The organism is Bacillus sp. AFS040349 (genome assembly GCF_002577655.1).
Classification (GTDB): domain Bacteria; phylum Bacillota; class Bacilli; order Bacillales; family Bacillaceae; genus Metabacillus.
Genome location: NZ_NUMC01000122.1, coordinates 1 through 24,357 on the forward strand (window position 1 = coordinate 1; position 24,357 = coordinate 24,357).

Here is a 24,357-nt window from a genome sequence, read left to right on the forward strand (position 1 = left end):
TCGTTAGCTTGACATTTACAATATATGGAGGGAAAGATTGTACTCTTACCCAGGGAGGTCTGACTGATAAGCCTGTAACACTCGGTAACCTATTTAGCGATAAATTCCTGAACAGCCAGAATTCATAGTTCCAATGGTAACTAGAGTTAATGGGGGAAGTGCTGAATCATTTTAGGAGAATCAGCACTTGGCGTATGTGTTACTTGACTAACAGAAACATTAATCCTAATGGAGACAGTTGTGAATCAACTAGGGACAATAGAAAGGCTGAAAGTAATATCACACTAGAAGTATGACTGATTCACGTAGGAGTTGATATCTATGTTGGAACGAATCTTATAACATCAAAACGTTAATGTGCACACGAAAGGAGTGGAACGAAATAAAGGAGATGCCGTTGTGTAGATAAGAAAGCGTAAAGAACCTATGGTCTCATCTCATAGAACAATGGAAAACCTTAAGAACTTATAAATGGTACCTACCTTACACACCCCTTACGTCGAATCGAAATTCCGACAGTGATAGATACCTTATCCAACAGGCTATTGCGGAAGCACTCAACAAGGAATTTCATCCCTTATTCTCCAAGCAAAGCTACTGCTTTAGACCGAACAATCGTGGTCATGATGCGGTCCGACAAGCTAAACGTTACATCAAAGTAGGAAATAGGTGGGTAGTGGACATTAATTTAGAGAAATTCTTCGATAAAGTGAAGAATGACCGGCTTATGAGGATACTAAGCTTTCGTATAGATGATCCAAAAGTTCTTCAATTAATACGGAGGTATCTACAGTCAGTTGTAATCGAAAAGGGACTTTTCAGTCGAAACACTGAAATACTAATCAAGGGGAACCGCTCAGCCTCTTTTATTAAATATCGTTTTAGATGAGCTTGAGAAGGAGTTGGAGAAAAGAGAGTTGCGGTTCGTTCGTTATGCAGACGACTGTGCGTCACGAAAGTGTGTGTGAGTAGAGCAGCTATGCTGTACAAATGATGACGATGGAGCCTTCGGAGTCTCCATCCAGGTTGTAATTTCAAACTACATTAAGGTGCTGTAGTTAAAAGCTAGGGTATTGAGCGTAAAGAAAAGGGCGTCAAGAACTGTCAAGTGAGTGTTATGGAGATGAATGATTATGTGAACCACTTATGAAAATATCGAAAGCGTAGGGATCCATCAAGACTAGGGAGTAGTCGTTAACCTAGGACGAGCTTATAGGAGGGGCTAGGGTGGAATCATATGTCCTCAGGGAGTTAATTTCTAAAACCAGTAAAAGCAGTAGCTATACCAAAAAAGAATGGTGGAACAAGAACACTTGGAATTCCTACAGTCGAAGACCGAGTAGCACAGATAGGTACGAATCTATATTTTTGAACCAACAGTGGAGAAATTGTTAATGATGATTTTTATGGATACCGACCAAATAAATCTGAAATTCATGCAACTGAGGCTACAAGGAAAAGAAGTTGGCTGAAAGACTAGGTGTTAGAGTTCGATCGATATTAACGGTCTAATTGATAATATCCGATATGACTTTACCTTATTGAAATGGTAAAACGTTATACAAATCCAGAATTGGTCATCTTATAAATAAATAGATGGTTAACTATATCTTTTCAAATGGAGGACGGAACGTTAACGGAGTGAACTGGCACTCAGCAATGAGGAGTTATAAGTGCTGTTCTTGCGATCCTATTCCTTCAATATACATTTGGTAATTTTATGACGAAAGAATTCTGAGACTTCTTGGGCAAGATACGCCGATGATGGAATAGCATACTGTGCTTCAATGAAACAAGCGTCTTCAACGAAGACTGGAAGAAAGATTCAACTATTTTGATTGGAGTTAAACCTGTAGAAACTAATAATTGTCTATTGTAAAGATGTTGATAGGAAATGGAACTAATCAACTACTTCTTTCGATTTTCTAGGATACACATTTCGACCAAGACACAAAAGAATAAATATGAAAATTATTACGCAAACTTCTTGCTGACTATTGCCGATAAGGCAAAGAAAGCAATCAGAAAAGAAATGAGAGACTGGCGGTTACAACTCAATGTATATAAAAACCTTCAATATATTTCCAATAGTTTTTTGAATTACTTTCGATAATCTTATGAACCTGTAGCCTTTTCGATAGTTGATTAATCCCTTCGCTTCTTACTTGGAATGTTTAGCTGAATAATCGATATTATTTGTTTCTTTGAAACCGACCTTCCTATTGTTTCCGGATAATTACCCTTTTTTTGAGCGAGGCTTCTTTATGAATTCGTGTCGTTACTTTCTTCATATTTGGGAACCTGAAGTAATTAGTTCCATTCCTATTTAGAATATTAGGAGTAAACTTAAGTTTATAGTATTTAGAATCTATTATTTTAAGATTCGACTTGTATATATGGATATCTTTTAAGATGGGTAAGTATAATATTATGCATTATACTTATTTTTAGGTATGTATGTTTAAACTGTTTAATATATTGTTTTCTTGTTTTTAAATTGTTATTTGTTTATAGGTAAAATTAGCTCTTGGGAGAGTAAGGTTCAACATCTTATATGTCTATTAAAACGGTACTATAAGTCTATTAAAACGGTGGTTATGGCTACTAATACGATGTTACATGTCTAGTATATAAGTGGATATATGTCTATTTAAAAAGTGTTATATGTCTATTAATTCGGTATGAGACTTTTAAAATATCTAAATATAGCTATAAAAACGGTGGAATAATAGATTTATATCTGTTGATCTTAAAAGGGAGATGTATAGACCCTATTTTTAGGATCATCTTCTTTTAATTCTTACACTATTGTATGTTGATTTACCTAAAGGGTAGACATATTAGTTTTTTTCCTTAACATTTTACATTATATATGTCTACTAGAACGGTAATATTTTATAAACTTGTCACTTTAGAGTATCGTTACACCGAAATAGTAGATATATAGACCAATAGTAAACATGCCACTCATATCTTATTCTATGTTTTAATAAGATATGTCTACCTTTTCGGTAGATATATCTTAAATAGCTTCCTTCAAATGCTTTTTTCAAGGCAATATTTACTCTTTGCTGAAGCAATAACTCTATGTAGTACCGAATTAGTAGCTATATTTCCTTAACCCTAAAAAAATTTCAGCACCGAATATATAGCTATATAGTATATTATAATTTTTAAATTAAAAGATTACAGTACCGAAAAAGTAGCTATATGGATTTAGATTATGATTAGTTAGTAATTTCGAAGCACCGGAAAGGTAGACATATCATTCTATTATAAATTAATTTTATACACCGAATTTATAGACATATTGTTTACTTAATTTTAGCTATGTAACTTAGTATGGAATCTTGTGTTTTTTTGTATTATATTGGAGATAGTTAAGGTTTAGGAGGATTGAAATGACTGTGGTAACGCAAGTTGAACAACTATCTTTTGATGAAGATCTAATAGAAGCTGATCTAAAGCCATATTACTGGGTCAATCAATCAAACGCCCTTGTTAATACAAAACAAAATCTATCAATAAATGAAAGACGTTTATTATATGCACTAGTTTCATTAGTACAACCAGAAGATAAAGATTTAAAGACTTATGTTTTGCAAACAAAAGATTTAGCCAATCTCTTTGGCATATCGGAATCGGGCTTTTATGAAAGAATAAGAGAAACGGTAAATGGTTTAAACAGTAAACCTCTTACTATAACTCGGGCTAAAGAAAACAATAAGTTTGTGATTGACGATATCTATTGGGTACAACGGGCGAGTTATGATGAAGGTCAAATTACGATTAAACTCTCTGATGATTTAGCTCAATTCCTTATTAACCTTAAATCATATACAAAGTATCAGCTATATAATGTTTTAAAATTAAGGTCAGAATATTCCTGGAGAATTTATGAGCTGCTTAAAGAAAGAGAACGTTTTGGTAAACGGATCATGGAAGTAAAGGAATTGAGAGAGATGCTGGCTATTCCTGATGATAAATTAAACCTAATGAAAAATTTCAGAGCAGTAGTACTTGAAAAAGCGAAGAAGGAAATTGCTGAAAAGACAGATATTCGCTTTGAATATGAGGTACATAAGAAAGTCGGACGCTCCATACATTCATTTGTGTTTTATATCTATAAAAACCAGAATAATATCAATAAAACGATAGATGAAGAGTCTCTAGATTATGATATTCAAACCATTCTTAACCTCCTTATTACTAAGGAAATTAGACGGGAAAAAGCAGTAGAACTAGTTAAGAACTATCCGCCAAAGTACATTGAGGAAAACTTGCGTTATGTCCTTCGTATGGAGGATAAAGGGCTTGCTAATTTAGCTGGTTATATTGTGAGTGCTATAGAAAATAATTATGCAGAATCAACCTATGAAAAAGATCTTGATAACTCTTTGCTGCAGTTAGCCATCGGTAATGTTGATAGTCGATTAAAAGAGAGAACGGAACAGGACATAAAGGATCTAGAAAGCTTGTACGATTACTTTTTAGAAGTTATTAATAAGAGTAAGGTTAGTACCAAAGAAGAAATCGATCATATTAAAGATGAAATGCAAACAACTCTATTCAAAAAGATGGATGATATCTATGAGTATCGAAAAGGACATAGATTACCTCCACTCCTAGAGGACGATTTTGAAAAGAGCAAAATTAAGGGTTACTTCAAAAAATGGTTAACAAAGCATAGGGAAGAACTTCCGTATTAATTATAATAGTTACAAACTACCAAGGAGGAAATAAACAGGGACAGTGTGCGAGAGGAAGTGAAAAGTAATGAGGCTGGGTCAAAAGGTAAATATACTTTGAAACTTCTTTTATACCCTTGTTAATAATTTCATGAATCATTTTTTTAAAAATATCATGTTCAAGAATAACGTATTCATGCTATTTTCGATTAACAAGTCTATTCCCCTGAGAAGTAATTCTTAATCAAAAAATAAAGATCACTCCATTTTCCCTATATTTCAATTTAGCTATAAAAGATAAAGTTCCTTAAGCTCATTTTCAATTCAAGAACAAACCTCATCTAAGTTATTATTTAATTATATCAATACCTTGCTCTATCTTATTATTCGTTAAATTAAAATTCCTTAAAGATAAACCTGAAATTATGCAAGTGGTGATATATACAAATGCTAATTTAAGAAATGTACAGAAATGATCGTTTAAGCATGTACATTTGTTATTCCGCTTTATTACAACTTTACTTGGAGGGTCGGGCATGATAGCCTTGATAGGCTTACCAGCCTTATCAAGGGCTGGTTTTTTGGCTGGATAGTCATGGCCGTAGAGGCTCCAGGTCAAGTTGTAATCGTCTTCCAAACTATTTTGTCATTTATAATATACGCTGCTGCTGCTAAAAATAAGGACTAACTTGAGAATACCCTTTGATATTCTGGTTGTGACAAATCAGTAATTCATAAATATAATTATGATTGCTTTGTTTATAAGAATAAGTAAAATTGTGCAATGGTAAGGGATGATCTAGGACAAAATGTGGAGTTTGTCTAGAAATTGATCACAATCCTTTCTTAATTATCAAGAGGGTAAAACAAGTTAAGAAATCTTTTCAAAAATCGGTAATGTAAAATGATGAATATTCAAAGCCTACTCCAACCCCATAATTATAATACGATAAAAGAACTGGCTGCCTATAAAGGGGCTGTTGACAAATTTATAGGAATTTCCATAACCTGTGTAGGATTTTATCTACACAGGTATTTTTGTGTGCCAGGCATGGTTCATCAACTAGACGGTGAAAGTGGGTTATGTGCATTGGAATATTCGAACCATTAGTCGAAAACAATGGAATCTGAAGGAAGCTCTAGACGATCTGGGTATACGAACCCAAAACAAGGTTAAGTTCAAAATCTCTCCCGATGAATAGGAATAATGAACTTACACTGCGAGATCCCTTAGTACCTCAACAGAGAACTTACTTCGTGATAAGTAACCGAACTATGAGAAGTATATGTCATAGTATCAACCCTTAGGGACAGATAAGGACGGACGAAAGGAGCAACTATGTTAGAGTCCATTTACAAGATAACAATAACACAGCCAATTAAAGACTATTGAAGAGTGAGTATATTGGGCACCTTCAATAGATTAGAGTTACACTTGTGCAACCTTAATAACATAGGATCAATATGAAACTTACTAAAACATTAATCGAGAAGATATTGGAGAAGGGTAATCTAATTTGAAAGGGTTAAACGAAATAAAGGAGTAGCAGGAGTTGATGCGAAAGATATAATAGCTACTCTCCTATATTTAAAGGAAAATGGTGAAGAGAGTGTCCAACTGATTAAATATGGTAAATACAAAGAGTTAGAGAATCGAGGTAACCAATTTGTTAGATATGCAGACGATGGTGCGCCACGAAAGTGTGCGTAAGTAGCGAGACTATTCAAAGCAGCTATGCTGTACAAATGATGACGGTGGGCCCGTCGGAGTCGCCATACAGGTGGAGACTTCAAACTAACTTAAGGTGCTGTAGTCAAAAGCTATGGTATTGAGCGTTAAGGAAAAGGCAGTAGAAAGCTGTCAAGTGCGTGTTATGGAGATGAACGAGCATGTGAACCACTTACGGAAATGTCGAAAGCGTAGAGACTCCATCAAAACCAGGGGGTAGTCGTTAACCTGGATGAGCTTAGAGGAAACCTGTTTACTGTCTAAGTGGTGGGCGGCATAAAGGTGGCATGAACATAACACAGGCGTTTGTACGGAACGTGGGAACCTACGGGCTGATGTTAAGGGAGTATTTCAAGTGGAAGACCCACAAGAAAAGAGTACCGATGCAGTCATAGGGGCAGATTGGGTTGTAGTAGTGATGAAACTTCTGTAATAGAAGTAGAGCGAAGAACCCAAGTTATTTAGTTTCAAAGATAGGTCAACTTTGAAAGGAGGAGGAACCTATGCGAGAAGCTAAACCGTTTAGTATTTCAAAGAACGCAGTAATGACTGCATTTGAGCGAGTAAAAGCCAACAAAGGGACATACGGAATTGATGAACAATCTATTAAACGAACTAGACTTGAAAAATAATCTATATAAACTGTGGAATCGTATGTCCTCTGGAAGCTATTTTCCAAAACCAGTAAAAGCAGTTGCGATACCCAAAAAGAATGGTGGAACAAGAACACTTGGAATTCCTACAGTCGAAGACCGAGTGGCACAGATGGTTGCGAAACTATATTTCGAACCAACAGTGGAGAAATTGTTTTATGAAGATTCTTATGGATATCGACCAAATAAATCGGCAATTCAAGCGATCGAGGCTACAAGGAAAAGATGTTGGCGGAGAGACTGGATGTTAGAGTTCGATATTAAGGGACTGTTTGATAATATCCGACATGACTACCTCATTGAAATGGTAAAACGTCATACAAATCAAGAATGGGTCATCTTATATATACAAAGATGGCTAACTGCACCTTTTCAAATGGAGGACGGAACGTTAATAGAGCGGACTTCTGGCACTCCGCAAGGAGGGGTCATCAGTCCAGTTCTTGCGAACCTATTTCTTCATTATACATTTGATGATTTTATGGCGAAAGAATTTCCAAGTATTCCTTGGGCGAGATACGCCGATGATGGAATAGCACACTGTGCTTCATTGAAACAAGCCAAATACCTTCAACGAAGACTGGAAGAAAGATTTCAATTGTTTGGACTAGAGTTGAACTTGGATAAAACGAAAATTGTCTATTGTAAAGATGATGATAGGCAATGGAACTATCCGACTACTTCTTTCATTTTTCTAGGATACACATATCGTCCAAGACACTCAAAGAACAAATATGGAAAATTCTTCACAAACTTCTTGCCAGCTATTGCCGATAAGGCAAAGAAAGCAATCAGAAAGAAAAGAAGTGAGAAGGTGGCGATTACAGCTCAAAGTAGATAAAACCTTGTGGGATATCTCCAACATGTTTAATAAGGAAATCCAAGGATTTGATTAATTATTACGGACATTTCTATAAATCAGAAATGTATAGCGTATTGCGATACATCAACAGCTGCTTAGTAAAATGTGGTTCGCCGAAAATATAAGAAGCGAAAACAACGAAGAAGAGCAGAATATTGGATAGGTACTATTGCACAGCGAGAACGCAAGTTATTCGCCCATTGGAAATATGGAATACTGCCGGCGATGAATAATGGGAGCCGTATGAGCTGAGAGGTTCACGTACGGTTCTGAGAGAGACTAAGGGGGAGGTTCCCTCGGTCTACTCACTGTAACATACTTTATAAGCCACAAACCCGGTGAACGGATAAAAAGAGTATGACTGAGTTCATCGAAAATGCAGTGGAAAAGCTTAAGGAACGTAAGGAAAGAGCTTCTATCAAATGTGGAAGAATACCCAGGTTTAAGTGCCGAAGAAAACCAAGAAGAGATTTGAGGATAAATTAAAAGACTCACAAACAGTAACTGGTGAGTAAGTATGGAATATAGAATCCTTAATATAAATCAACTTATTCAAGGCTGGGGAAATCACTTTAAAATCAGAGATATTAAGAAGTATGCAAAACGGACATAAGACGAAAGCTTAGAGCATGTTGATGGAAAGAGTGGATGAAGGTTCTTACGAAATAAAGGGCAGTTTTATTTGAAATTAATTTGACAATATGTAAATATATTCATATTATAATAACATAAGTTGGCTTAAGGAAAAAAAATAAGCAGTAGTAAAGATTGTTTGATTGTATAAACAAGTATTGCACAGCTTGTCATTCTATAAAATAATATAACTTTGTGGAAGGAAGATGATGAAGATGGGAGTTCGAATTGCCTTTAATTTAGGTGACGGAGAATGGCTTGAGATGAAAAGGTGTAACTGTAACCAGATTTATGCTTATTTGACCAATGAAAAAGTTGATATATGTGACCGTGAAATTGGTCATTTTGGTGAAAAGCAATTAGGTGAAGCATTACGTAATCTTCTTTATTCCTTAAACGCTAAAAAAAGTAATTAAGATTATATTATGATTGGAATGGACCTTTTTTTTACATTAAAGTTGCACTAAGGAAAAATAAAAGGTGAGGGGAAAGATATATGGATATAACTAAAAAAATCTCATTATATCAAGGGAAAAAAGGAAACTTTATTAAAATCACTTCGTTATTACTGGAAGGTGTTATGAGAAGGCGTTTATTAGATTTAGGGTTTGTCCCAGGGGCTATAGTTGAAGTGGTTAGAAAAAGTCCATTAGGTGATCCGATCGCATTTCGTGTTAGTCAAACAACGGTTGCTTTAAGAAAAGAGGAAAGTATGAAAATTAAAGGAGAGTTGATGTAGAATGGCTAATTCATATCGAATTGCTTTGGCTGGAAATCCTAATACTGGAAAGAGTACATTGTTTAATGCCTTAACTGGTCTAAGACAACATACAGGTAACTGGGCTGGTAAAACTGTTTCATTAGCTGAGGGAACAGTAAGACATAAAGATAAGACTTACAAAATGATTGATTTACCTGGAACTTATTCACTCTTTTCAAATTCAACTGATGAGGAAGTAGCTCGTAATTATATTGTATTTGAAAAACCCGATGTAACACTAGTCGTGCTAGATGCTACATCTTTAGAACGTAACTTTAATTTAGCGTTGCAAGTGTTAGAAATGACAACCAATGTGGTGATTTGTATTAACTTGATCGATGAAGCAGAGAAGAAAGGTATTAAAATAAATGAGCTTCTTTTAACAAAGCGACTTGGAGTTCCTGTTATCAAAATATCTGCTCGTAATAAGACTGGTTTCCCAATGCTTTTAGATACTCTTGATCGAATCGTCACTAGAAAAATTGAGTGTAATCCTGTACAGACATCTTATAACGAAGAGATTGAAGAGAAAATAAGTAAATTAGAATCAAAAGTTCGCAATTTAGTAGAAGACCAAATTTCATCTAGATGGTTAGCTCTAAGGTTATTGGACGGAGACGAAGCACTTCTTAATGAGTTAAATAAAAGAATGGAGTTAAATGGTGTAACGAACGAGAAGAGGGTAAAGGAGGCATAATAATGAATATTAAAGAGCTATATATAGAGGCTCAAGAATTATCAACACCAGAATTAAGAGATGAAATTGTTTCTAATTTATATAAAAGAAGCCATCAATTGTGTAACGAAGGTGTTTCCTATACAAAAACAAAAGGGGATGTTAGAACAGAAAAATTAGACTCCATTTTTACATCTCCGATTTGGGGTTTCCCAATAATGCTCATCATGTTAGGGGCTGTTTTTTACTTAACCATTGCTGGAGCCAATATACCATCCTCCCTGCTTGCTGAATTTTTTGGGTGGATAGAAGGATATCTAACAACATTTTTTCAGGCTATTCAAGCACCAGATTGGTTACACGGACTTCTCGTTTTAGGATTGTATCGGGGTTCTACATGGGTAATAAGTGTTATGCTTCCACCTATGGCGATTTTTTTTCCAACTTTTGCACTTTTAGAAAATTATGGTTACCTTCCGAGAGTCGCTTTTAATATGGACCGTTTATTTAAACATGTTGGTGCTCATGGTAAGCAATCGTTGACAATGGCTATGGGGTTTGGGTGTAATGCAGCGGCTGTAATGTCTTCTAGAATCATTGAGTCTCCGAGAGAAAGAATGCTTGCGATTCTGACAAATAATTTTGTTCCATGTAATGGAAGATGGGGTACCTTAATTGTATTAGCATCATTATTCATGGCAGCTAGTTTTACTGGAGGACTAAAATCTCTTGTCACGACAGGAGTCATTGTCGGTATTGTTATGTTTGGGATTGTCGTGACATTTTTTGTATCTTGGGTTTTATCAAAAACAGCACTAAAGGGTGTTCCAACGCATTACACTTTAGAATTGCCTTCATATCGTCGACCAAAGTTTTTTGATACTGTGATTCGGGCTTCTTTAACAAAATCATGGACTGTTTTAGTTAGAGCAGTTAAAGTTGCTGCCCCAGCAGCAGTATTAACATGGATCATTGCAAATATTTACATTGGAGATACTAGTATTTTAATGCATATGGTTGGCGTCTTTGATCCATTTGGTCAAATGTTGGGACTTGATGGTTACATTATATTAGCGTTTGTTCTTGGCTTACCTGCTAATGAAATCGTATTACCAATTTTACTAATGGGTTATCTTTCAACTGGTTCATTAACAGAAGTGGATAGTTTGGTGGATTTAAAACAAATTTTTGTTGATCAAGGTTGGACGTGGATAACTGCGTTAAACATGATGTTATTTTCACTACTTCATTATCCATGCGGTACAACATTATTAAATATTTATAAAGAAACAAAGAGTAAAAAATGGACATTACTTGCATTCTTAATTCCAACAGTGTTAGCCATATTAGTTCCATTTATTGTTTTTCAAATAGCACAGTTATTAGGTTGGGTTTAATAACAAATAGAAAAAAACTTTGAAGAGCAGTGAATTCATAAAATTTCACTGCTTTTCAACATATTCGTTACTTATTTATTAATATTTGTTTCATTAAATATTCAGCATCTGTTCCAACTCCTTGAAGGAGAGCAGAACCTCTTCTATACTGCCAAGGAAGTCTTAAAAAAAATAAACCAGCTATTGATGTAACACCTCTTTGATGTATTGGTTTCCCCTTATTATCAAAAATGTTAGGGGTTTTTATCCAATCATAATGTGATCTAAAACCAGTTGACCAAATAACATTTGCCACCTTTATTTTACTATTGTCTTCAAAAACTATTCGATCTTCCATTACAGCATTTGCTCTCGGCTTCAAACTAATTTTACCATTCTTTAGTAAAGACCTTAATTCAAAACCAAAAATGGGATCAGGTTGATGTTTTAGCATATTTCCTAATTTGCTATTTGTGTTTACACTTAATATGCCTAATTTATCAAACCACCAAAAAATACTATTACCACCAAAATTCTGTGGTAGGAACTTTAATTTATGTCCAACTGATAAATATACAGGTTTTTCTTTTGATAGTTCGACAGCGATCTGTGAACCTGAATTTCCTCCACCTACAACCAATACTGGTCCTTGTTTTAATTGTCTAGGGTTTTTATAGTTTGATGAATGGATTTGGAGCACATTCTTAGATAAAGAACTAGAGAACTCTGGAATGAACGGATGTTGAAAAGGTCCTGTTGCAATAACTATTTGATTAGCTTTATATTCTTTACGATTTGTTTCTATCAAAAAAATGTTATTCTCTCTTTCTACCTTCGTAATGTGCGTTATCTAATTGAACTGGGAGAGAAAAGGTTTTAGTATATCTTGATAAATAATCAGCGATATGATCTTTGGTGGGGTAGTGGGCTTGAATACCTTCCAGCTTCAATCCGGGTAAGGAACTATACACATTTGGAGTAAATAAAGTTAAGGAATCATAACGATTTCTCCAAACTTCTCCAATCGCATTCCCTTTGTCTAAGATAAGAAATTTTAAATTCGTTTGTTTTAAATAATATCCCATTGTTAATCCTGACTGACCTGCTCCAATAATGATCACATCATATATCATCATTTATTCTCCCCTTAAATAAAATAACTACTATTTTGATTTCCAAATTATAGCATAAACCCTTTATTTTTAGATAAAGGGACTAATAATATTTAATAAGTTTTGAAAAAATAAAAATAATGTTGCACTCATTAATCGCATCTGTAATAATATATATGTACATATATTCATATAAAAGGAGAGGGTTTTATGGGACACTCACATAGTCATGGTCACGGACATCATGGTCATCACCATCATACAAGCAATAAAACAGCTTTAAAATGGTCTTTTCTTATTATCACTACTTATATGATTGTTGAAGTAATTGGTGGGATAATGACAAATAGCTTGGCATTACTTTCCGATGCGGGTCATATGTTAAGTGATGCTGCTGCTCTGGGATTAAGTTTTTTAGCCATAACGTTCGGGGAAAAAGGAGCTTCACTTTCAAAAACTTTTGGGTATAAACGCTTTGAGATACTGGCTGCATTCATTAACGGAATTACACTCCTACTCATATCTCTTTATATATTTTGGGAAGCATATCAACGGATTCTAAATCCTCCAGAAGTTGTGAGTATGGGAATGCTAATCGTCTCTTCCATAGGGTTGGTTGTTAATATTGTGGCAGCTTTTATACTGATGAAGGGTGACAAGGATGAGAATTTAAATGTACGCAGTGCTTTCTTACATGTACTTGGAGACATGCTAGGATCGGTGGGGGCTATTGTAGCTGCGTTACTTATTATGTTTTTTGGATGGAACCTAGCAGATCCAATTGCAAGTATCATTGTAGCTGTACTTATTATCATTAGTGGATGGAGAGTTACAAAGGATGCATTTCATATATTAATGGAAGGTGTACCAGCAAATATTAATGTTGATAAAGTAAAAGATACATTATTGAAGATGGAAGAAGTCAACGATATTCATGATTTACACATTTGGTCAATTACATCTGATTTCCCAACATTAAGTTGTCATTTAGTCGTAGGTCCAGGAATTAGTCATCAAGAGCTCCTTGTAAAAGCCAAACAAATTTTGCATGATCAATTTCACTTGCACCATACAACGATCCAAATAGATGTTGAAGGATATCAATGTTCAGAGGGAGATCATTGTAATTAAAAATAACCGAGCCCTTTTAGGGTTCGGTTTAAATATGTCTTGCATGATCTATGGTCTGTTTTAAGACATGAATAACATGCTCATCATCGTGATAGTAGAACATAGTCGTGCCTTCTCTCCTGAATTTAACAAGTCGAACATTTTTTAAGAAACGAAGCTGGTGTGATACAGTTGATTGCAGTAATGATAACTTATCAGCAATTTCATTAACAGAATGTTCTCCCTCAAATAATAAATTAAGGATTCGAAGACGGGTTGGATCAGAGAGTGCCTTAAACGTTTGAGAAACAATAAATAATGTTTCTTCATCTAAATCAAAGTCTGGACTGGATTTCATATCATCTTCATTCATGAATTTAGCTCCTTATATTTTATATAGGCTATTATAGAAAAGATCTATGACATTAACAATAAATTTACGAATCATAAAAAAAGTTAAAGTTTATAAAATTGTAAGATTATATAACCTAAATAATAAGACAACCATTATATGATTAGTAAGAGTCTTTTTACGGTTACAAAATAGAAACAAGGAGATGTGAAAAAAACATGAAAAATATACTCTTTCTGTTCATGAGCTTTTTATTATTAATACCAAATTTAACATCAGCACATACAGCTCTTTCATCGTCTAATCCAAAAGAAGGCGAGACCATTTCAGGACCCTTAAACGAAATTACTCTAAACTTTGAGACTGAAATTGAACCTATTAGTACAATGAGTGTATTGAAGGGGGAAGAAGAAATTTCATTTCAACAAGTTGAAGTAACAGAACGCCAAATGATTGGTACATTATCAGCATCATTAGATAATGGATCATACGTAATTAATTGGAAAATCGTAGGTAAAGATGGTCATACAATTACTGGAGAAGTACCATTTAACGTTCAAAAAGTAGTAGAAGAAGAAGTACAAGAACAACCGACTGAGAACCAAGAGACTTTGGAGAAGCAAGAAGAATCCATAAAGGAAGAAGTTGATCAGTCTGAAAATGAATTACAAGAAACAAAGAATAAGCAATCAAATGGACTTTCTACAACACTCATAATTGCAGTTCTTGGATTGATATTAATCATTGGATTTACTTTAGTTTTTAGAAAGAAGAAATAAAAAATGAATTTTATTATTCCAATTACTGAATTATTTACGTATATATTATTCTCTATATTAGTGGGACATGTGGCTTTACAATTTATTCATAAAGATAAAAAGCCAACTACTAAATTTCCAAAATCAGCTTTACTCTTATCAACATTAGGAATTATCGTTTTTACATTTGGACCTGTATTACAGGTCATCCTCTACTTCGCAGATAGTGTGGGTTTAGGATTAACAACTTTTTCAGTTATTACGGATTTTCAAGTAGGTAATGCATGGATTTTTATAGGGTTCGTTTCAACGCTACTGTATATGACGATTCTTTTAGAAGGATCAAAGTTTCTTCAAGCAATTTGGTTACTTTTAATGATACTTGCAGTCGGTTATGCAAGTCATGTAGCATCATTAAACTTCTGGTATGGATTTATTTCTCATTCAATCCATTTTCTAATGGTAACGCTCTGGGTAGGAATATTAATTCATGTCGGTTGGTTTTCTAAAGACAAAAAAAATTGGTCCTCCTTTTTAAAATGGTTTACTCCATTAGCATATGGAATACTAATTTTTATCTTTGTTAGTGGATTAATATTGATGGTGAATGTTGTGGAATTAAAAGAATATGTTAATGCTTGGGTACTTCCATATGGGCAAATGCTTTTGTTAAAACATATTAGTATCATTCCTATTCTTATTTTTGCATTTATTAATAGCATCTTACTAAATAAATCAAAAAGTAACTCTGGATATGATCCGAGAACTTGGGTGAAAGCAGAAACAATCCTATTACTAATTACGTTCTTTTTTACTAGTGTATTAGGAAACTTATCACCTCCACACGATGTAAATTTTACTGTGAAATCAGAAGGAGCTGCTTCTTGGGTAGAATGGATACTTGGAAGAGAAATAGCTTCTCCACTCCAAACTGAGTTCTTAGCATCTATTCAAGGAATTGTATTAGTCGTCATGAGTATTTTATTCCTTGTACTAATCATTATTAGTTTTATTAAAAATGTGAAGCCGATTGTTTCTATTCTGTTCGCTACTTGTTTTATTTTAGCTATGTACTTTGGTCTTATGATGAATATAAATTTTTAATTACTATGCTGTATATCGATCAATAAAATAACTTGAGATTTCTTTTTGGCTTAAGGGGGAGTGATATTACATGAAACTTTTTAAAATAGTTATTCCAACGACAGTTGTAGTATTCGTATCGGCACTTTGGATACTTGAAAAGGATCATTCAACTGTTCCATTGTATATCCGTATATTAATTTCATTAGGTGGGGCACTATTGTCTGGCATTTTGACCTATTTTCTGATGAGACAGGATGCAGGTGACGTGGACCAAAATGCTAATAATTGAAGAAATACTGACTGATAGGGTCCCCTCTGAAAAGCCACTGAGTATTCAGTGGCTTTTGTCATTTATTATGGATTAATAGGAATTCCTAGCATGAGTTTAGTTTAATAGTTGTCGAATGTTTGAATCCTTTCCGATTAGGATAAAAGTTAAGAGAGATATTGTTATCGAAGATGGGCTATTTATTCAATTTAGTAAATTTATTTAATAATGAAAATAGGAGGTGTTAAATTGCCGAAAAAACATACTTCAACTCAGAACACAAAACTAGCCTTCTTTCTTAACTTAGCTTTTACAATCATTGAATATATTGGTGGATTTTTAACTAATAGTATGGCAATTCTATCTGATGCTACCCACGATTTGGGTGATAGTATATCATTGGGAACCTCTTGGTATCTTCAACGGATATCCAATAAAGAAAGTGATGGAAAATACAGCTTCGGATATAAGAGGTTTTCTACATTAGGGGCTTTAATAAGCGGAATCGTATTAACAATTGGGTCAATTATTATTTTGATTAAATCAGTTCCCAGGCTCTTTAACCCAACACATCCTGATGCTCAAGGTATGCTTTGGTTAGCATTATTAGGTGTTGCAATGAATGGCTTTGCAGCATGGAAATTGTATAAGGGAGATTCAATGAATGAAAGTGTTCTATCTTGGCATCTTCTAGAGGATTTACTTGGGTGGGTTGGAGTCCTTATAATCAGTATCGTTCTCATGTTTAAAGATATTCATATTCTAGATCCTATTTTATCCATTGTGATTTCCACTTTTGTATTAATTAATGTTATTCGTAAATTAATGAAAACAATGAAAGTTTTTCTGAATGCGGTACCAGATGGGATTAATCTAGAATCAATACAGAAGAAGATGATGGAGGTAGATAGAGTTAAAAAGGTTTCCCATCTCCACATATGGTCAATTGATGGGGAAGTTAATGCAATGTCAGTTCATCTTTATCTGAGTGAAAATATGTGCAGTAAGGAAAATGAGGAATTAAAGAATCAAATAAGGGATAGTGTATCTGACCTAAAGGTTACACATTCTATAATCGAAACTCATCTATTAAAGTGAGTAGAAAGGCTATTTACTCACTTTTTCATTTGATTAAAAAAACATATAGCTGTCATGTAACTAAGGAGTGCTAAAGTCAAAATTGTTAAAATCATGTGAACTGAAGAAGTGAAGGGACTTATCTGTTCTGATTTGGATATGAACCCACCTATTGTTGTAAGGAAGGTTAAAGAAATTAAGAGTGTTGCCTTCTTTTTAAAAACTTCCCATTTAAAAGTAAGAAAGACAGCATAACTTATGTAAAATAAAATAAGCAACCCTAAAATCCCATGTATGAAATAAGTAAGGTAAGAAAGATTGAATCTGTTCGTACTAATTTGAAAAATCTGTTGGCTAAGTTCAAAATGTTTAAACAAAGCACCAATTAAGATTTCAACTAAAAGAAAGAAGAATCCTTTTATTAATGGCTGTCTGATCACGTTAGTTTTCTTATCAAAGGATGATACATTTAAACCAACATGAAGAAAGATTAGTGAAATTAATAAGAACAAACTAAACATGACATCAAGTGTTGTAAAACCAGTTGGAGTTCCAAATAAAACATTCAATCCTCCAATCAATGACTGGATAAACAACAAAGATAATGTGAATAGAGAGAAGAGACGGATTGTCCTATTCTTTGATTTTTTCCATGCAATTATGAAGTTAATAAGGATAATAAATCCAAGTAACATTGTGAATAAGCGATGTGAATATTCGATAATAATATGATAATTAGTAATGTCAGGAATGAGTTGTCCATTGCAGAATGGATAATCTGTACCACAAGCATCTCCTGAATTAGTAGCAACGACTAAATTTCCTAATATTAGGGCTGCGATTGTAATAAAAATAGTGAATAGGGAGAATGTATTTTTCATAGCTGTCCTTTCGGTGTTAATGTATTTACATATGTTCATATATTAACAAAGATTGTTATTATGTTCTATAAAAATATAGAAATTTACCTCGTCTTATTAAAATATATCTAAAAGAATTAGATGCTTTACTTGTTCAAAAAATGACAATTTGGTGAAGGATTATTAATATTTGTTGAATGTCATATGATTATATGTTCAGATTTATTATAGAGTGCTATGGAGGTAAAAAATAATGATGAACATGTTTATAGTTACAAGTGGAACTATCTTTGTTATTTTAATTGCATATGTTTTGTTTCTGTTTTTATCTTACAGAAAAGGAAACCATAAATCTTCAAATAAGAAACAGTAATTTATACACTTTATCGTTTTTGATTGTATTAATAAACAAAAAGGGAGTTGTTCAAAAGTGCTATCTACTGTAATTGTTTATCTTGTATTATCTTTGTTATCTTTAGGAGTAATTTATATCTTCAAGAAAAAATCTGATAAAGAATTAAAGCAGCTTGACGAAAAATATAAAAACTAAACACTGTAATAAAAACATTAAAATATTTTCCAACTTACAGTTCAAAAATAAAAGGTTCAGTAATAATATTGTAAGAGGGTAGGTATGTGATGAGTAACTTGCGTCAAAAGAATCTAGATGTCTTTAATCATTTCTGGGGTTTTTTGTTTTTAGCTGTATTTTTTCTCTGGATAAAAACATTTATTATTCAATTAACACAGTTTGACTTAGGATTAGAAAATACAATTCAGCAGTTTTTATTATTTCTGAATCCATTAGGGTCTTCCATATTTTTATTAGGATTTTCTTTCTTATTTAAAGGGAGAAAAAAGTATTTAGGGCTTATTATCATTGATTTTCTGTTAACAATTCTTTTATATGCAAATACCTTATATTACCGTTTCTTTAATGACTTTATCACTTTACCTACGTTAATGCAGACACAGAATTTTGGGGATGTAAGTAGCAGTGTCCCTACATTAATAAAGCCATACGATATTCTATACTTTATTGATATTTTAGCTTTAATCATATTACTCTCTCTTCGCTTTGTAAAAATTGAAAAACGAGTAACAAGTAAACGGAAGGTTGCTGTTTTATATTCAGCTGCTCTAGTAATATCGATGATTAATTTAGTATTAGCTGAATCGGATCGACCACAATTACTAACAAGAGGATTTGACAGAAACTATATTGTGAAGTATTTGGGTATGTATAATTATACTCTCTATGATGCAGTCCAAAGTACAAAGGCATCGGCACAAAGAGTTTTAGCAGATAGTGACGAATTGACCGAAGTAATAAATTTTACAAAAGCGAATTATGCTGAACCAAATCCGAAATATTTTGGGGCAGGAAAAGGTATGAATGTAATCTACCTACACCTTGAGTCGATGCAAAACTTCCTGATTGACTACAAACTTAATGGTGAAGAAGTAACACCGTTCTTAAATTCATTAACTAATGAAGAAAATACTCTTTATTTTGATAATTTTTTTCACCAAACTGCTCAAGGTAAAACATCTGATGCAGAATTTATGGTGGAGAACTCTTTATATGGACTACCACAAGGTTCAGCTTTTACCACAAAAGGTTTAAATACGTACCAGGCTGCACCAGCTATTTTAGGTCAGCAAGGCTATACATCAGCTGTATTCCACCCGAATTCCGGGACCTTTTGGAACCGAAATGAAATATATAAATCGTTAGGATACAACAATTTTTTTGATGAAAGCTACTATCAAATAAAAGACGAAAACAAAGCAGATTACGGTTTAGAGGACAAGCCATTTTTTGACCAGTCAATTCAGTTCTTGGAATCATTACCTCAGCCATTCTATACAAAATTTATAACAGTATCACATCATTATCCTTATAATATGGATCAAGAAGAAGCTACAATCGCACCTCATACAACTGGTGATAGGTCAGTAGATAATTATTTTCAAACAGCTCGTTATGCAGATGAAGCATTAAAACAATTCTTTACGTATTTGAAGAAGTCTGGCTTATATGATAATTCCATCATTATTATGTATGGAGATCATTACGGTATTTCCCAAAATCACAATAAAGCGATGGAGAAAGTGATTGGAAAAGAAGTAACACCATTAGAAGGTGCAGGTTTACAAAGAGTACCATTATTTATACGTGTTCCTGGTATAGAGGGTGGTGTTCGTCATCAATATGGCGGACAAATTGATCTTCTTCCAACACTACTTCATTTATTGGGAATTGATACCAAAGAATATGTCCATTTTGGTACAGATCTATTATCTGAACAGCATAAACAAATTGTTCCTTTCCGAAATGGTGATTTCGTAAGTCCGTCCATCACTTTTGTTGATGGGAAATATTATGATTCTAATACTGGTACGGAACTAAAAGAGGCCCAGATCGATGAGGCTAAAAAGGTTCGAGAAAGTGTGGAGAACAAATTGTTATTATCAGATAAAGTAGTTAATGGGGATTTATTACGATTCCATATACCTGAAAATTTTACTCCTGTGGATCGATCAAAATATAATTATAACTACTATTCAAATAAAGCATTAGAATAGTAAAATATTTATTCATAAAGGCTTCTGAGGAACTTTTCCTTTGACAGCCTTTATTTAGTTTTTACCTTAGTGAGAGAGGGATAGATGCCAACATATCACTTGCTAAGTACGGTGCAACAATGGGAAGCGACTTGTGAACATATGATTTAGTATGTTAATAAATCAAGAGCATCAATATGAAAGGGAACAAATTCAACTCTCTTGAGGGATTGTGCAGAGATGTATACGTAAATGTTTAAATATTTAACTAGATGTACACATTCTAGCCAATTCACTTTCTCAATATTGTGCTTTTGGCTCTCAATTTTATTGACGACATGCATAACTTCCAGACGCATAATCACAACAATCAGCCCAAACTTGCTTAAATTGTACAAAAGAGTACCAAAAGTATTCTATCTAAAACAGTCTAGATATTGTATGAACATATCTTATGAGGGAAGATAAAGGATCTATATCAAGAATACCAGGGCATCATAAACTAAAAGTTTCTAACAAAGAGTTTTTAAAAAACTTTAATAGTACTTAATAAATTGAGAAACTTAAAACAAGTAAGGACACATCATTTAAGATAGTCCTTACTTGTTCAGGATTAACTAAACAAAGCAGCCCCAACAATTATTAATAAAATGAATAGAACACCTATTAGAGCGAATGCTCCACCGCTGCCAAAGCCACCATATCCTGCACCGTAGCCACCAAAGCCACCGTAATTACCATAACCAAAACCCATATGAATTCTCCTTTCCTTTCATTAGCAGGGTTAGTAATATCCTATTATGATGAAGTGGAAGTTGATTGGATTCATGTCTAACTTAAGTAAAAGTAGGGTATAGGATTACTTTTCATTTTTCAGAAAAAGGTCTTTCCCAGTATTTAGATAAGTAAGGGCTTTATCCATACTAAGTATCTCTTTTGGATTGACAACAGTAGTTTTCATTTCAATTTTTTCCTTTAAACGTATATTTTTTATAATTCGATTACTGTTATTATTTACACCGTTATCCGTACTACCTGTATAGTTAGACAAGTCTTCTTGATTTAAAAATTGTAATTTATATTCCTTAATTAGTTTGTTGGCAGTATCTTTATCTTCAACATATATGCTGATTTCATCGTTAATAGATATCAAGGATGCGTTTATACCAATAGAAAGATTATTTTCTAGTATTTTAAAATCAAGAGGATTTTTATAATGATCGTGAAATAATAGTTCCTCGACATAACTAATATCTTCTATGAGATTAACTTTTTTATTAGGGTGTAATTCCTTATATTCTGCCTTTTTATTGTTTATCCATTTGTTAAATTCATTTATATCTCTAACGTCACCTATGTGTTTCTCGTTAATATATATATGATAAATAGAATGCAACTTAGAATCTTTAGTGTCAGTTGCATAAATTTTATTTTCAGTTATTATCAGAATGAAAATAACTAACAATAGACATTTTAAATAGCTTGTCCTAAACAAAACCGTCCCTCCGCAAATTTCGACATTATGTATATTTTAACATATTAAAATTATTCTATTGAACTAAATCTTACTTAACAAAACTGTAACAAAGTAAGTGTATATTAGTAACATGGTAAATGAAGTGGAAATAAATAACAAAACTCCACAAAGGTGATTTGTTGGTATTGTAAAAGTAAGTAATAATATTATTATATTTATATATAGATCTTACTTTTTTAATGTTGTAAGCCAATTGAGTTCTTATGATTTAATCTGTAAAGTTTAAGATATTGAAGAACAATTAATAAAAGGTAAAAATAAATTTTTGCGAAACAGACCAATTTAGTAATAATGTAATTCCTGATTCAATTGTTATACCTAGATCCTAAATTTTTGAAAATTCTAAAGGAGAAGAAGTGACACAGCTTAATGGGTTTTAGTAAGTAAGCTCCTGGTGAACTTCAAAAGCAAGAGGATACTCTCAATTGCCGTAAATACAGGTGATTCTTATGGTGGGATGGAAAGCTGAATAAATATAAATGATAAAATTAAGTGTTGTCTAATAACAAAGGTGAACTTTACTACTTTTGTTATTAGCTTGTTTATTATTGGGGAAATTAGTTTATAGATAAATTACGTTGTCAGTAGTAATTATAAATTTAAATTTTGTACGAATGATCATTTAATCACTTTAATATAATATTTTCAGGTACTGCTTTTTCTTTGTAAATCTTATTTTTTATTAAACCTACTAGGAGTGAATTTAATGGAGAATTCTTCATTTTTACTAAGTGGATATATATTTATAGGAACCACTTTTGGTGCACTATTGAGCTACTTAATTCTCAAGATAGAAGGAATTAAAATACAGTATTTGTATTTATTATGTGGTGGAATAATTATAGGAATACTTATATTTGATTTAATACCTCATTCAATAAGTGAATACCGCTTAATAAGCATTTTATTAGGTTTATTAGTTGGTGTAATTGGGTGTAATATTATCCATCAAATGCTACATAATATTACTTCACAATCTGATAGGTCGAGATTATCTATTTTATTTGCGATCATGTTGCACACAATTCCAATTGGGATAGCAATAGGTTCTTCATTAACATCAGATCTTATTACTACATCACTATTAATGACATTGCTTATTCATCAAATTCCTGAAGGAATAGTATTAATGGTATCTTTCCGAAGAACTGGGCGGAATTTTGTTAGTTTCTTAGCTACATGTCTTTTATTATCACTCCTATTTTTTGTTTCATCGTTTATTGGAAGTAAGATAGTATTTACATATAAATTAATGGGTATTCTACTAGGGGTGGCAATCGGTTTCTTAGGTTTTACTGCAATTAAAGAGTTTATTATCGATGCAAGGAAAGGAATAAGTAACATGCCGTTTGTTATTTTATCTGTATCAGGAGCAAGTTTAGTGTTGCTTTTACATCAATTGTTTAGTTTTCATTAGTAATAAAAAGTTTGAAGTGGATGAGTTAACCAAATTTCATAAACAATAATTGGGGATTTTATATAAAAACTGTGATAAATTATGACGGTTTATTTTTTTGTGAAAATTTCATAAATAGATAAGAGGTAAATTAAATGAGGTGGGTACTTTATCAAGAGTATTGAATTTCTTTTGTAGCAAACCTAGTAACTGAGTATTGCGAAGGAAGGGGTACTCCATTTATTTTTATTTTATATAAGGGTATTAGCTATTTTATAAGAAAATTCCGTTTTACAACATCTTATTTTCAACTTTGCTCTAGTATTTAAAATAATAAGATAATATTTATAAAGGCATAGTTTATATGCTTTATTCTATTTTCCTTCTCTTAGACGTTAAGATTATCTTCTCATTCCCCTTAATCTTTTAGCAATGGTTGGAACTAATTATAAATTGCTTTTAAGATTGGTGTAAACCTCCCGATGAATAAACACTTCTAGATGATATATACAGTACTAGAAAATGTATAATTCTTAAGAAGAATAACATAATATTAACGCATTCTAAATTAAGAAGATATATAAGGAGAGATTTATGATTCTCTTTTTACTTTGAATATCTCTGATTATTATCGGAAGTGTTTTGACAATGTCTACATCAAAATGGTTAATGGTAGAAGAGATTTTTAGTGAAAAAGACCGTTCGAAAAAGTTAGAACTAATCATAAATGAGATTTGTTTTCCGGATATGAGTTCAGTTGGTTACCTTTTACTTAGTATTGGCATGATTGGATTAGGTCTATTTTTAATATGTTATGTTGAGAGGTGAAAAACGACTGTTTTTGTCAATATTAATT

At 32.9% G+C, this 24,357-nt stretch carries 19 protein-coding genes and 1 pseudogene; 15 read left to right on the top strand and 5 right to left on the bottom strand.

The window, feature by feature from the left end; translation table 11 throughout:
* The first annotated feature begins 3,401 nt into the window (after positions 1 to 3,401).
* From COD11_RS21820 to COD11_RS21850, 7 genes are all read left to right on the top strand, one after another.
* Entirely contained in the window at positions 3,402 to 4,709 is a 1,308-nt protein-coding gene (locus COD11_RS21820; protein ID WP_098799023.1) for a replication initiation protein, read from the top strand.
* A 2,211-nt stretch (positions 4,710 to 6,920) separates the two neighbouring features.
* Positions 6,921 to 7,049, top strand: coding sequence for a hypothetical protein (locus tag COD11_RS27725; protein ID WP_255301673.1), 129 nt, complete (start codon positions 6,921 to 6,923; stop codon positions 7,047 to 7,049).
* Positions 7,012 to 7,911, top strand: a complete 900-nt coding sequence (gene ltrA / locus COD11_RS21830) for a group II intron reverse transcriptase/maturase (RefSeq protein WP_251406576.1) — start codon at positions 7,012 to 7,014, stop codon at positions 7,909 to 7,911. The genes COD11_RS27725 and ltrA overlap by 38 nt, the downstream gene beginning before the upstream one ends.
* Positions 7,912 to 8,774: 863 nt before the next feature.
* The gene (locus tag COD11_RS21835) at positions 8,775 to 8,981 is read left to right on the top strand and encodes a hypothetical protein (RefSeq protein ID WP_141549730.1); all 207 of its coding nucleotides are present in this window, start codon (positions 8,775 to 8,777) and stop codon (positions 8,979 to 8,981) included.
* Positions 8,982 to 9,061: 80 nt separating this feature from the next.
* A complete protein-coding gene (locus COD11_RS21840) occupies positions 9,062 to 9,304 on the top strand; it encodes a FeoA family protein (protein WP_098799026.1) in 243 nt (80 codons plus the stop codon).
* 1 nt (position 9,305) lies between these two features.
* Positions 9,306 to 10,022, top strand: a complete 717-nt coding sequence (locus COD11_RS21845; protein WP_098799027.1) for a FeoB small GTPase domain-containing protein — start codon at positions 9,306 to 9,308, stop codon at positions 10,020 to 10,022.
* 2 nt (positions 10,023 to 10,024) lie between these two features.
* On the top strand, positions 10,025 to 11,398 hold the full coding sequence (locus tag COD11_RS21850) for a nucleoside recognition domain-containing protein (protein WP_098799028.1): 1,374 nt from the start codon (positions 10,025 to 10,027) through the stop codon (positions 11,396 to 11,398).
* Positions 11,399 to 11,465: 67 nt separating this feature from the next.
* Here the strand turns inward: COD11_RS21850 and COD11_RS21855 are convergent.
* Positions 11,466 to 12,510 (bottom strand): annotated as a pseudogene (locus COD11_RS21855) (flavin-containing monooxygenase).
* Between the two features lie 189 nt (positions 12,511 to 12,699).
* Between COD11_RS21855 and COD11_RS21860 the strand changes: the two are divergent.
* Positions 12,700 to 13,620: a cation diffusion facilitator family transporter gene (locus COD11_RS21860; RefSeq protein ID WP_098799029.1), complete on the top strand. Its 921-nt coding sequence runs from the start codon at positions 12,700 to 12,702 to the stop codon at positions 13,618 to 13,620.
* A 28-nt stretch (positions 13,621 to 13,648) separates the two neighbouring features.
* On the opposite strand, the gene COD11_RS21865 is transcribed toward COD11_RS21860, so the two are convergent.
* Positions 13,649 to 13,972 (bottom strand): ArsR/SmtB family transcription factor, encoded by a 324-nt coding sequence (locus tag COD11_RS21865; RefSeq protein WP_098799030.1) that lies wholly within the window; start codon positions 13,970 to 13,972, stop codon positions 13,649 to 13,651.
* A gap of 197 nt (positions 13,973 to 14,169) precedes the next feature.
* Here COD11_RS21865 and COD11_RS21870 point away from each other — a divergent pair, with 197 nt between their 5' ends.
* The 4 genes from COD11_RS21870 (at position 14,170) to COD11_RS21885 (ending at position 17,161) form a co-directional block, all read left to right on the top strand.
* A complete protein-coding gene (locus COD11_RS21870; RefSeq protein WP_098799031.1) occupies positions 14,170 to 14,730 on the top strand; it encodes a copper resistance CopC family protein in 561 nt (186 codons plus the stop codon).
* Positions 14,731 to 14,733: 3 nt separating this feature from the next.
* Positions 14,734 to 15,813: a copper resistance D family protein gene (locus tag COD11_RS21875; RefSeq protein WP_098799032.1), complete on the top strand. Its 1,080-nt coding sequence runs from the start codon at positions 14,734 to 14,736 to the stop codon at positions 15,811 to 15,813.
* Positions 15,814 to 15,883: 70 nt separating this feature from the next.
* The gene (locus tag COD11_RS21880) at positions 15,884 to 16,084 is read left to right on the top strand and encodes a hypothetical protein (protein WP_098799033.1); all 201 of its coding nucleotides are present in this window, start codon (positions 15,884 to 15,886) and stop codon (positions 16,082 to 16,084) included.
* 228 nt (positions 16,085 to 16,312) lie between these two features.
* The gene (locus tag COD11_RS21885) at positions 16,313 to 17,161 is read left to right on the top strand and encodes a cation diffusion facilitator family transporter (RefSeq protein ID WP_212138017.1); all 849 of its coding nucleotides are present in this window, start codon (positions 16,313 to 16,315) and stop codon (positions 17,159 to 17,161) included.
* A 17-nt stretch (positions 17,162 to 17,178) separates the two neighbouring features.
* Here the strand turns inward: COD11_RS21885 and COD11_RS21890 are convergent, their stop codons facing one another.
* Entirely contained in the window at positions 17,179 to 18,021 is an 843-nt protein-coding gene (locus COD11_RS21890) for a COX15/CtaA family protein (protein WP_176551197.1), read from the bottom strand.
* Positions 18,022 to 18,639: 618 nt separating this feature from the next.
* Between COD11_RS21890 and ltaS the strand changes: the two genes are divergently transcribed.
* Positions 18,640 to 20,589: a lipoteichoic acid synthase gene (gene ltaS, locus COD11_RS21895; RefSeq protein WP_098799040.1), complete on the top strand. Its 1,950-nt coding sequence runs from the start codon at positions 18,640 to 18,642 to the stop codon at positions 20,587 to 20,589.
* 592 nt (positions 20,590 to 21,181) lie between these two features.
* Here ltaS and yjcZ read toward each other — a convergent pair.
* Positions 21,182 to 21,322, bottom strand: coding sequence for a sporulation protein YjcZ (yjcZ, locus tag COD11_RS21900; protein ID WP_098799035.1), 141 nt, complete (start codon positions 21,320 to 21,322; stop codon positions 21,182 to 21,184).
* A gap of 105 nt (positions 21,323 to 21,427) precedes the next feature.
* On the bottom strand, positions 21,428 to 22,063 hold the full coding sequence (locus tag COD11_RS21905) for a hypothetical protein (protein WP_098799036.1): 636 nt from the start codon (positions 22,061 to 22,063) through the stop codon (positions 21,428 to 21,430).
* Positions 22,064 to 22,811: 748 nt separating this feature from the next.
* Here COD11_RS21905 and COD11_RS21910 point away from each other — a divergent pair.
* Together COD11_RS21910 and COD11_RS21915 are read left to right on the top strand one after the other, a co-directional pair.
* Positions 22,812 to 23,522 (top strand): ZIP family metal transporter, encoded by a 711-nt coding sequence (locus tag COD11_RS21910; RefSeq protein ID WP_098799037.1) that lies wholly within the window; start codon positions 22,812 to 22,814, stop codon positions 23,520 to 23,522.
* A 627-nt stretch (positions 23,523 to 24,149) separates the two neighbouring features.
* Positions 24,150 to 24,329, top strand: a complete 180-nt coding sequence (locus COD11_RS21915; RefSeq protein ID WP_098799038.1) for a hypothetical protein — start codon at positions 24,150 to 24,152, stop codon at positions 24,327 to 24,329.
* Positions 24,330 to 24,357: the final 28 nt, after the last annotated feature.

What these genes read in the sequence shown, in the direction of transcription:
- COD11_RS21890 (WP_176551197.1), bottom strand. Translation starts at nt 18,021, where the DNA reads ATGAAAAATACATTCTCCCTATTCACTATTTTTATTACAATCGCAGCC.
- COD11_RS27725 (WP_255301673.1), top strand. Translation starts at nt 6,921, where the DNA reads ATGCGAGAAGCTAAACCGTTTAGTATTTCAAAGAACGCAGTAATGACT.
- COD11_RS21910 (WP_098799037.1), top strand. Translation starts at nt 22,812, where the DNA reads ATGGAGAATTCTTCATTTTTACTAAGTGGATATATATTTATAGGAACC.
- COD11_RS21860 (WP_098799029.1), top strand. Translation starts at nt 12,700, where the DNA reads ATGGGACACTCACATAGTCATGGTCACGGACATCATGGTCATCACCAT.
- COD11_RS21845 (WP_098799027.1), top strand. Translation starts at nt 9,306, where the DNA reads ATGGCTAATTCATATCGAATTGCTTTGGCTGGAAATCCTAATACTGGA.
- COD11_RS21820 (WP_098799023.1), top strand. Translation starts at nt 3,402, where the DNA reads ATGACTGTGGTAACGCAAGTTGAACAACTATCTTTTGATGAAGATCTA.
- COD11_RS21875 (WP_098799032.1), top strand. Translation starts at nt 14,734, where the DNA reads ATGAATTTTATTATTCCAATTACTGAATTATTTACGTATATATTATTC.
- COD11_RS21850 (WP_098799028.1), top strand. Translation starts at nt 10,025, where the DNA reads ATGAATATTAAAGAGCTATATATAGAGGCTCAAGAATTATCAACACCA.
- COD11_RS21880 (WP_098799033.1), top strand. Translation starts at nt 15,884, where the DNA reads ATGAAACTTTTTAAAATAGTTATTCCAACGACAGTTGTAGTATTCGTA.
- COD11_RS21835 (WP_141549730.1), top strand. Translation starts at nt 8,775, where the DNA reads ATGAAGATGGGAGTTCGAATTGCCTTTAATTTAGGTGACGGAGAATGG.
- COD11_RS21870 (WP_098799031.1), top strand. Translation starts at nt 14,170, where the DNA reads ATGAAAAATATACTCTTTCTGTTCATGAGCTTTTTATTATTAATACCA.
- ltaS (WP_098799040.1), top strand. Translation starts at nt 18,640, where the DNA reads ATGAGTAACTTGCGTCAAAAGAATCTAGATGTCTTTAATCATTTCTGG.
- COD11_RS21840 (WP_098799026.1), top strand. Translation starts at nt 9,062, where the DNA reads ATGGATATAACTAAAAAAATCTCATTATATCAAGGGAAAAAAGGAAAC.
- COD11_RS21865 (WP_098799030.1), bottom strand. Translation starts at nt 13,972, where the DNA reads ATGAATGAAGATGATATGAAATCCAGTCCAGACTTTGATTTAGATGAA.
- ltrA (WP_251406576.1), top strand. Translation starts at nt 7,012, where the DNA reads ATGAACAATCTATTAAACGAACTAGACTTGAAAAATAATCTATATAAA.
- COD11_RS21915 (WP_098799038.1), top strand. Translation starts at nt 24,150, where the DNA reads ATGTCTACATCAAAATGGTTAATGGTAGAAGAGATTTTTAGTGAAAAA.
- yjcZ (WP_098799035.1), bottom strand. Translation starts at nt 21,322, where the DNA reads ATGGGTTTTGGTTATGGTAATTACGGTGGCTTTGGTGGCTACGGTGCA.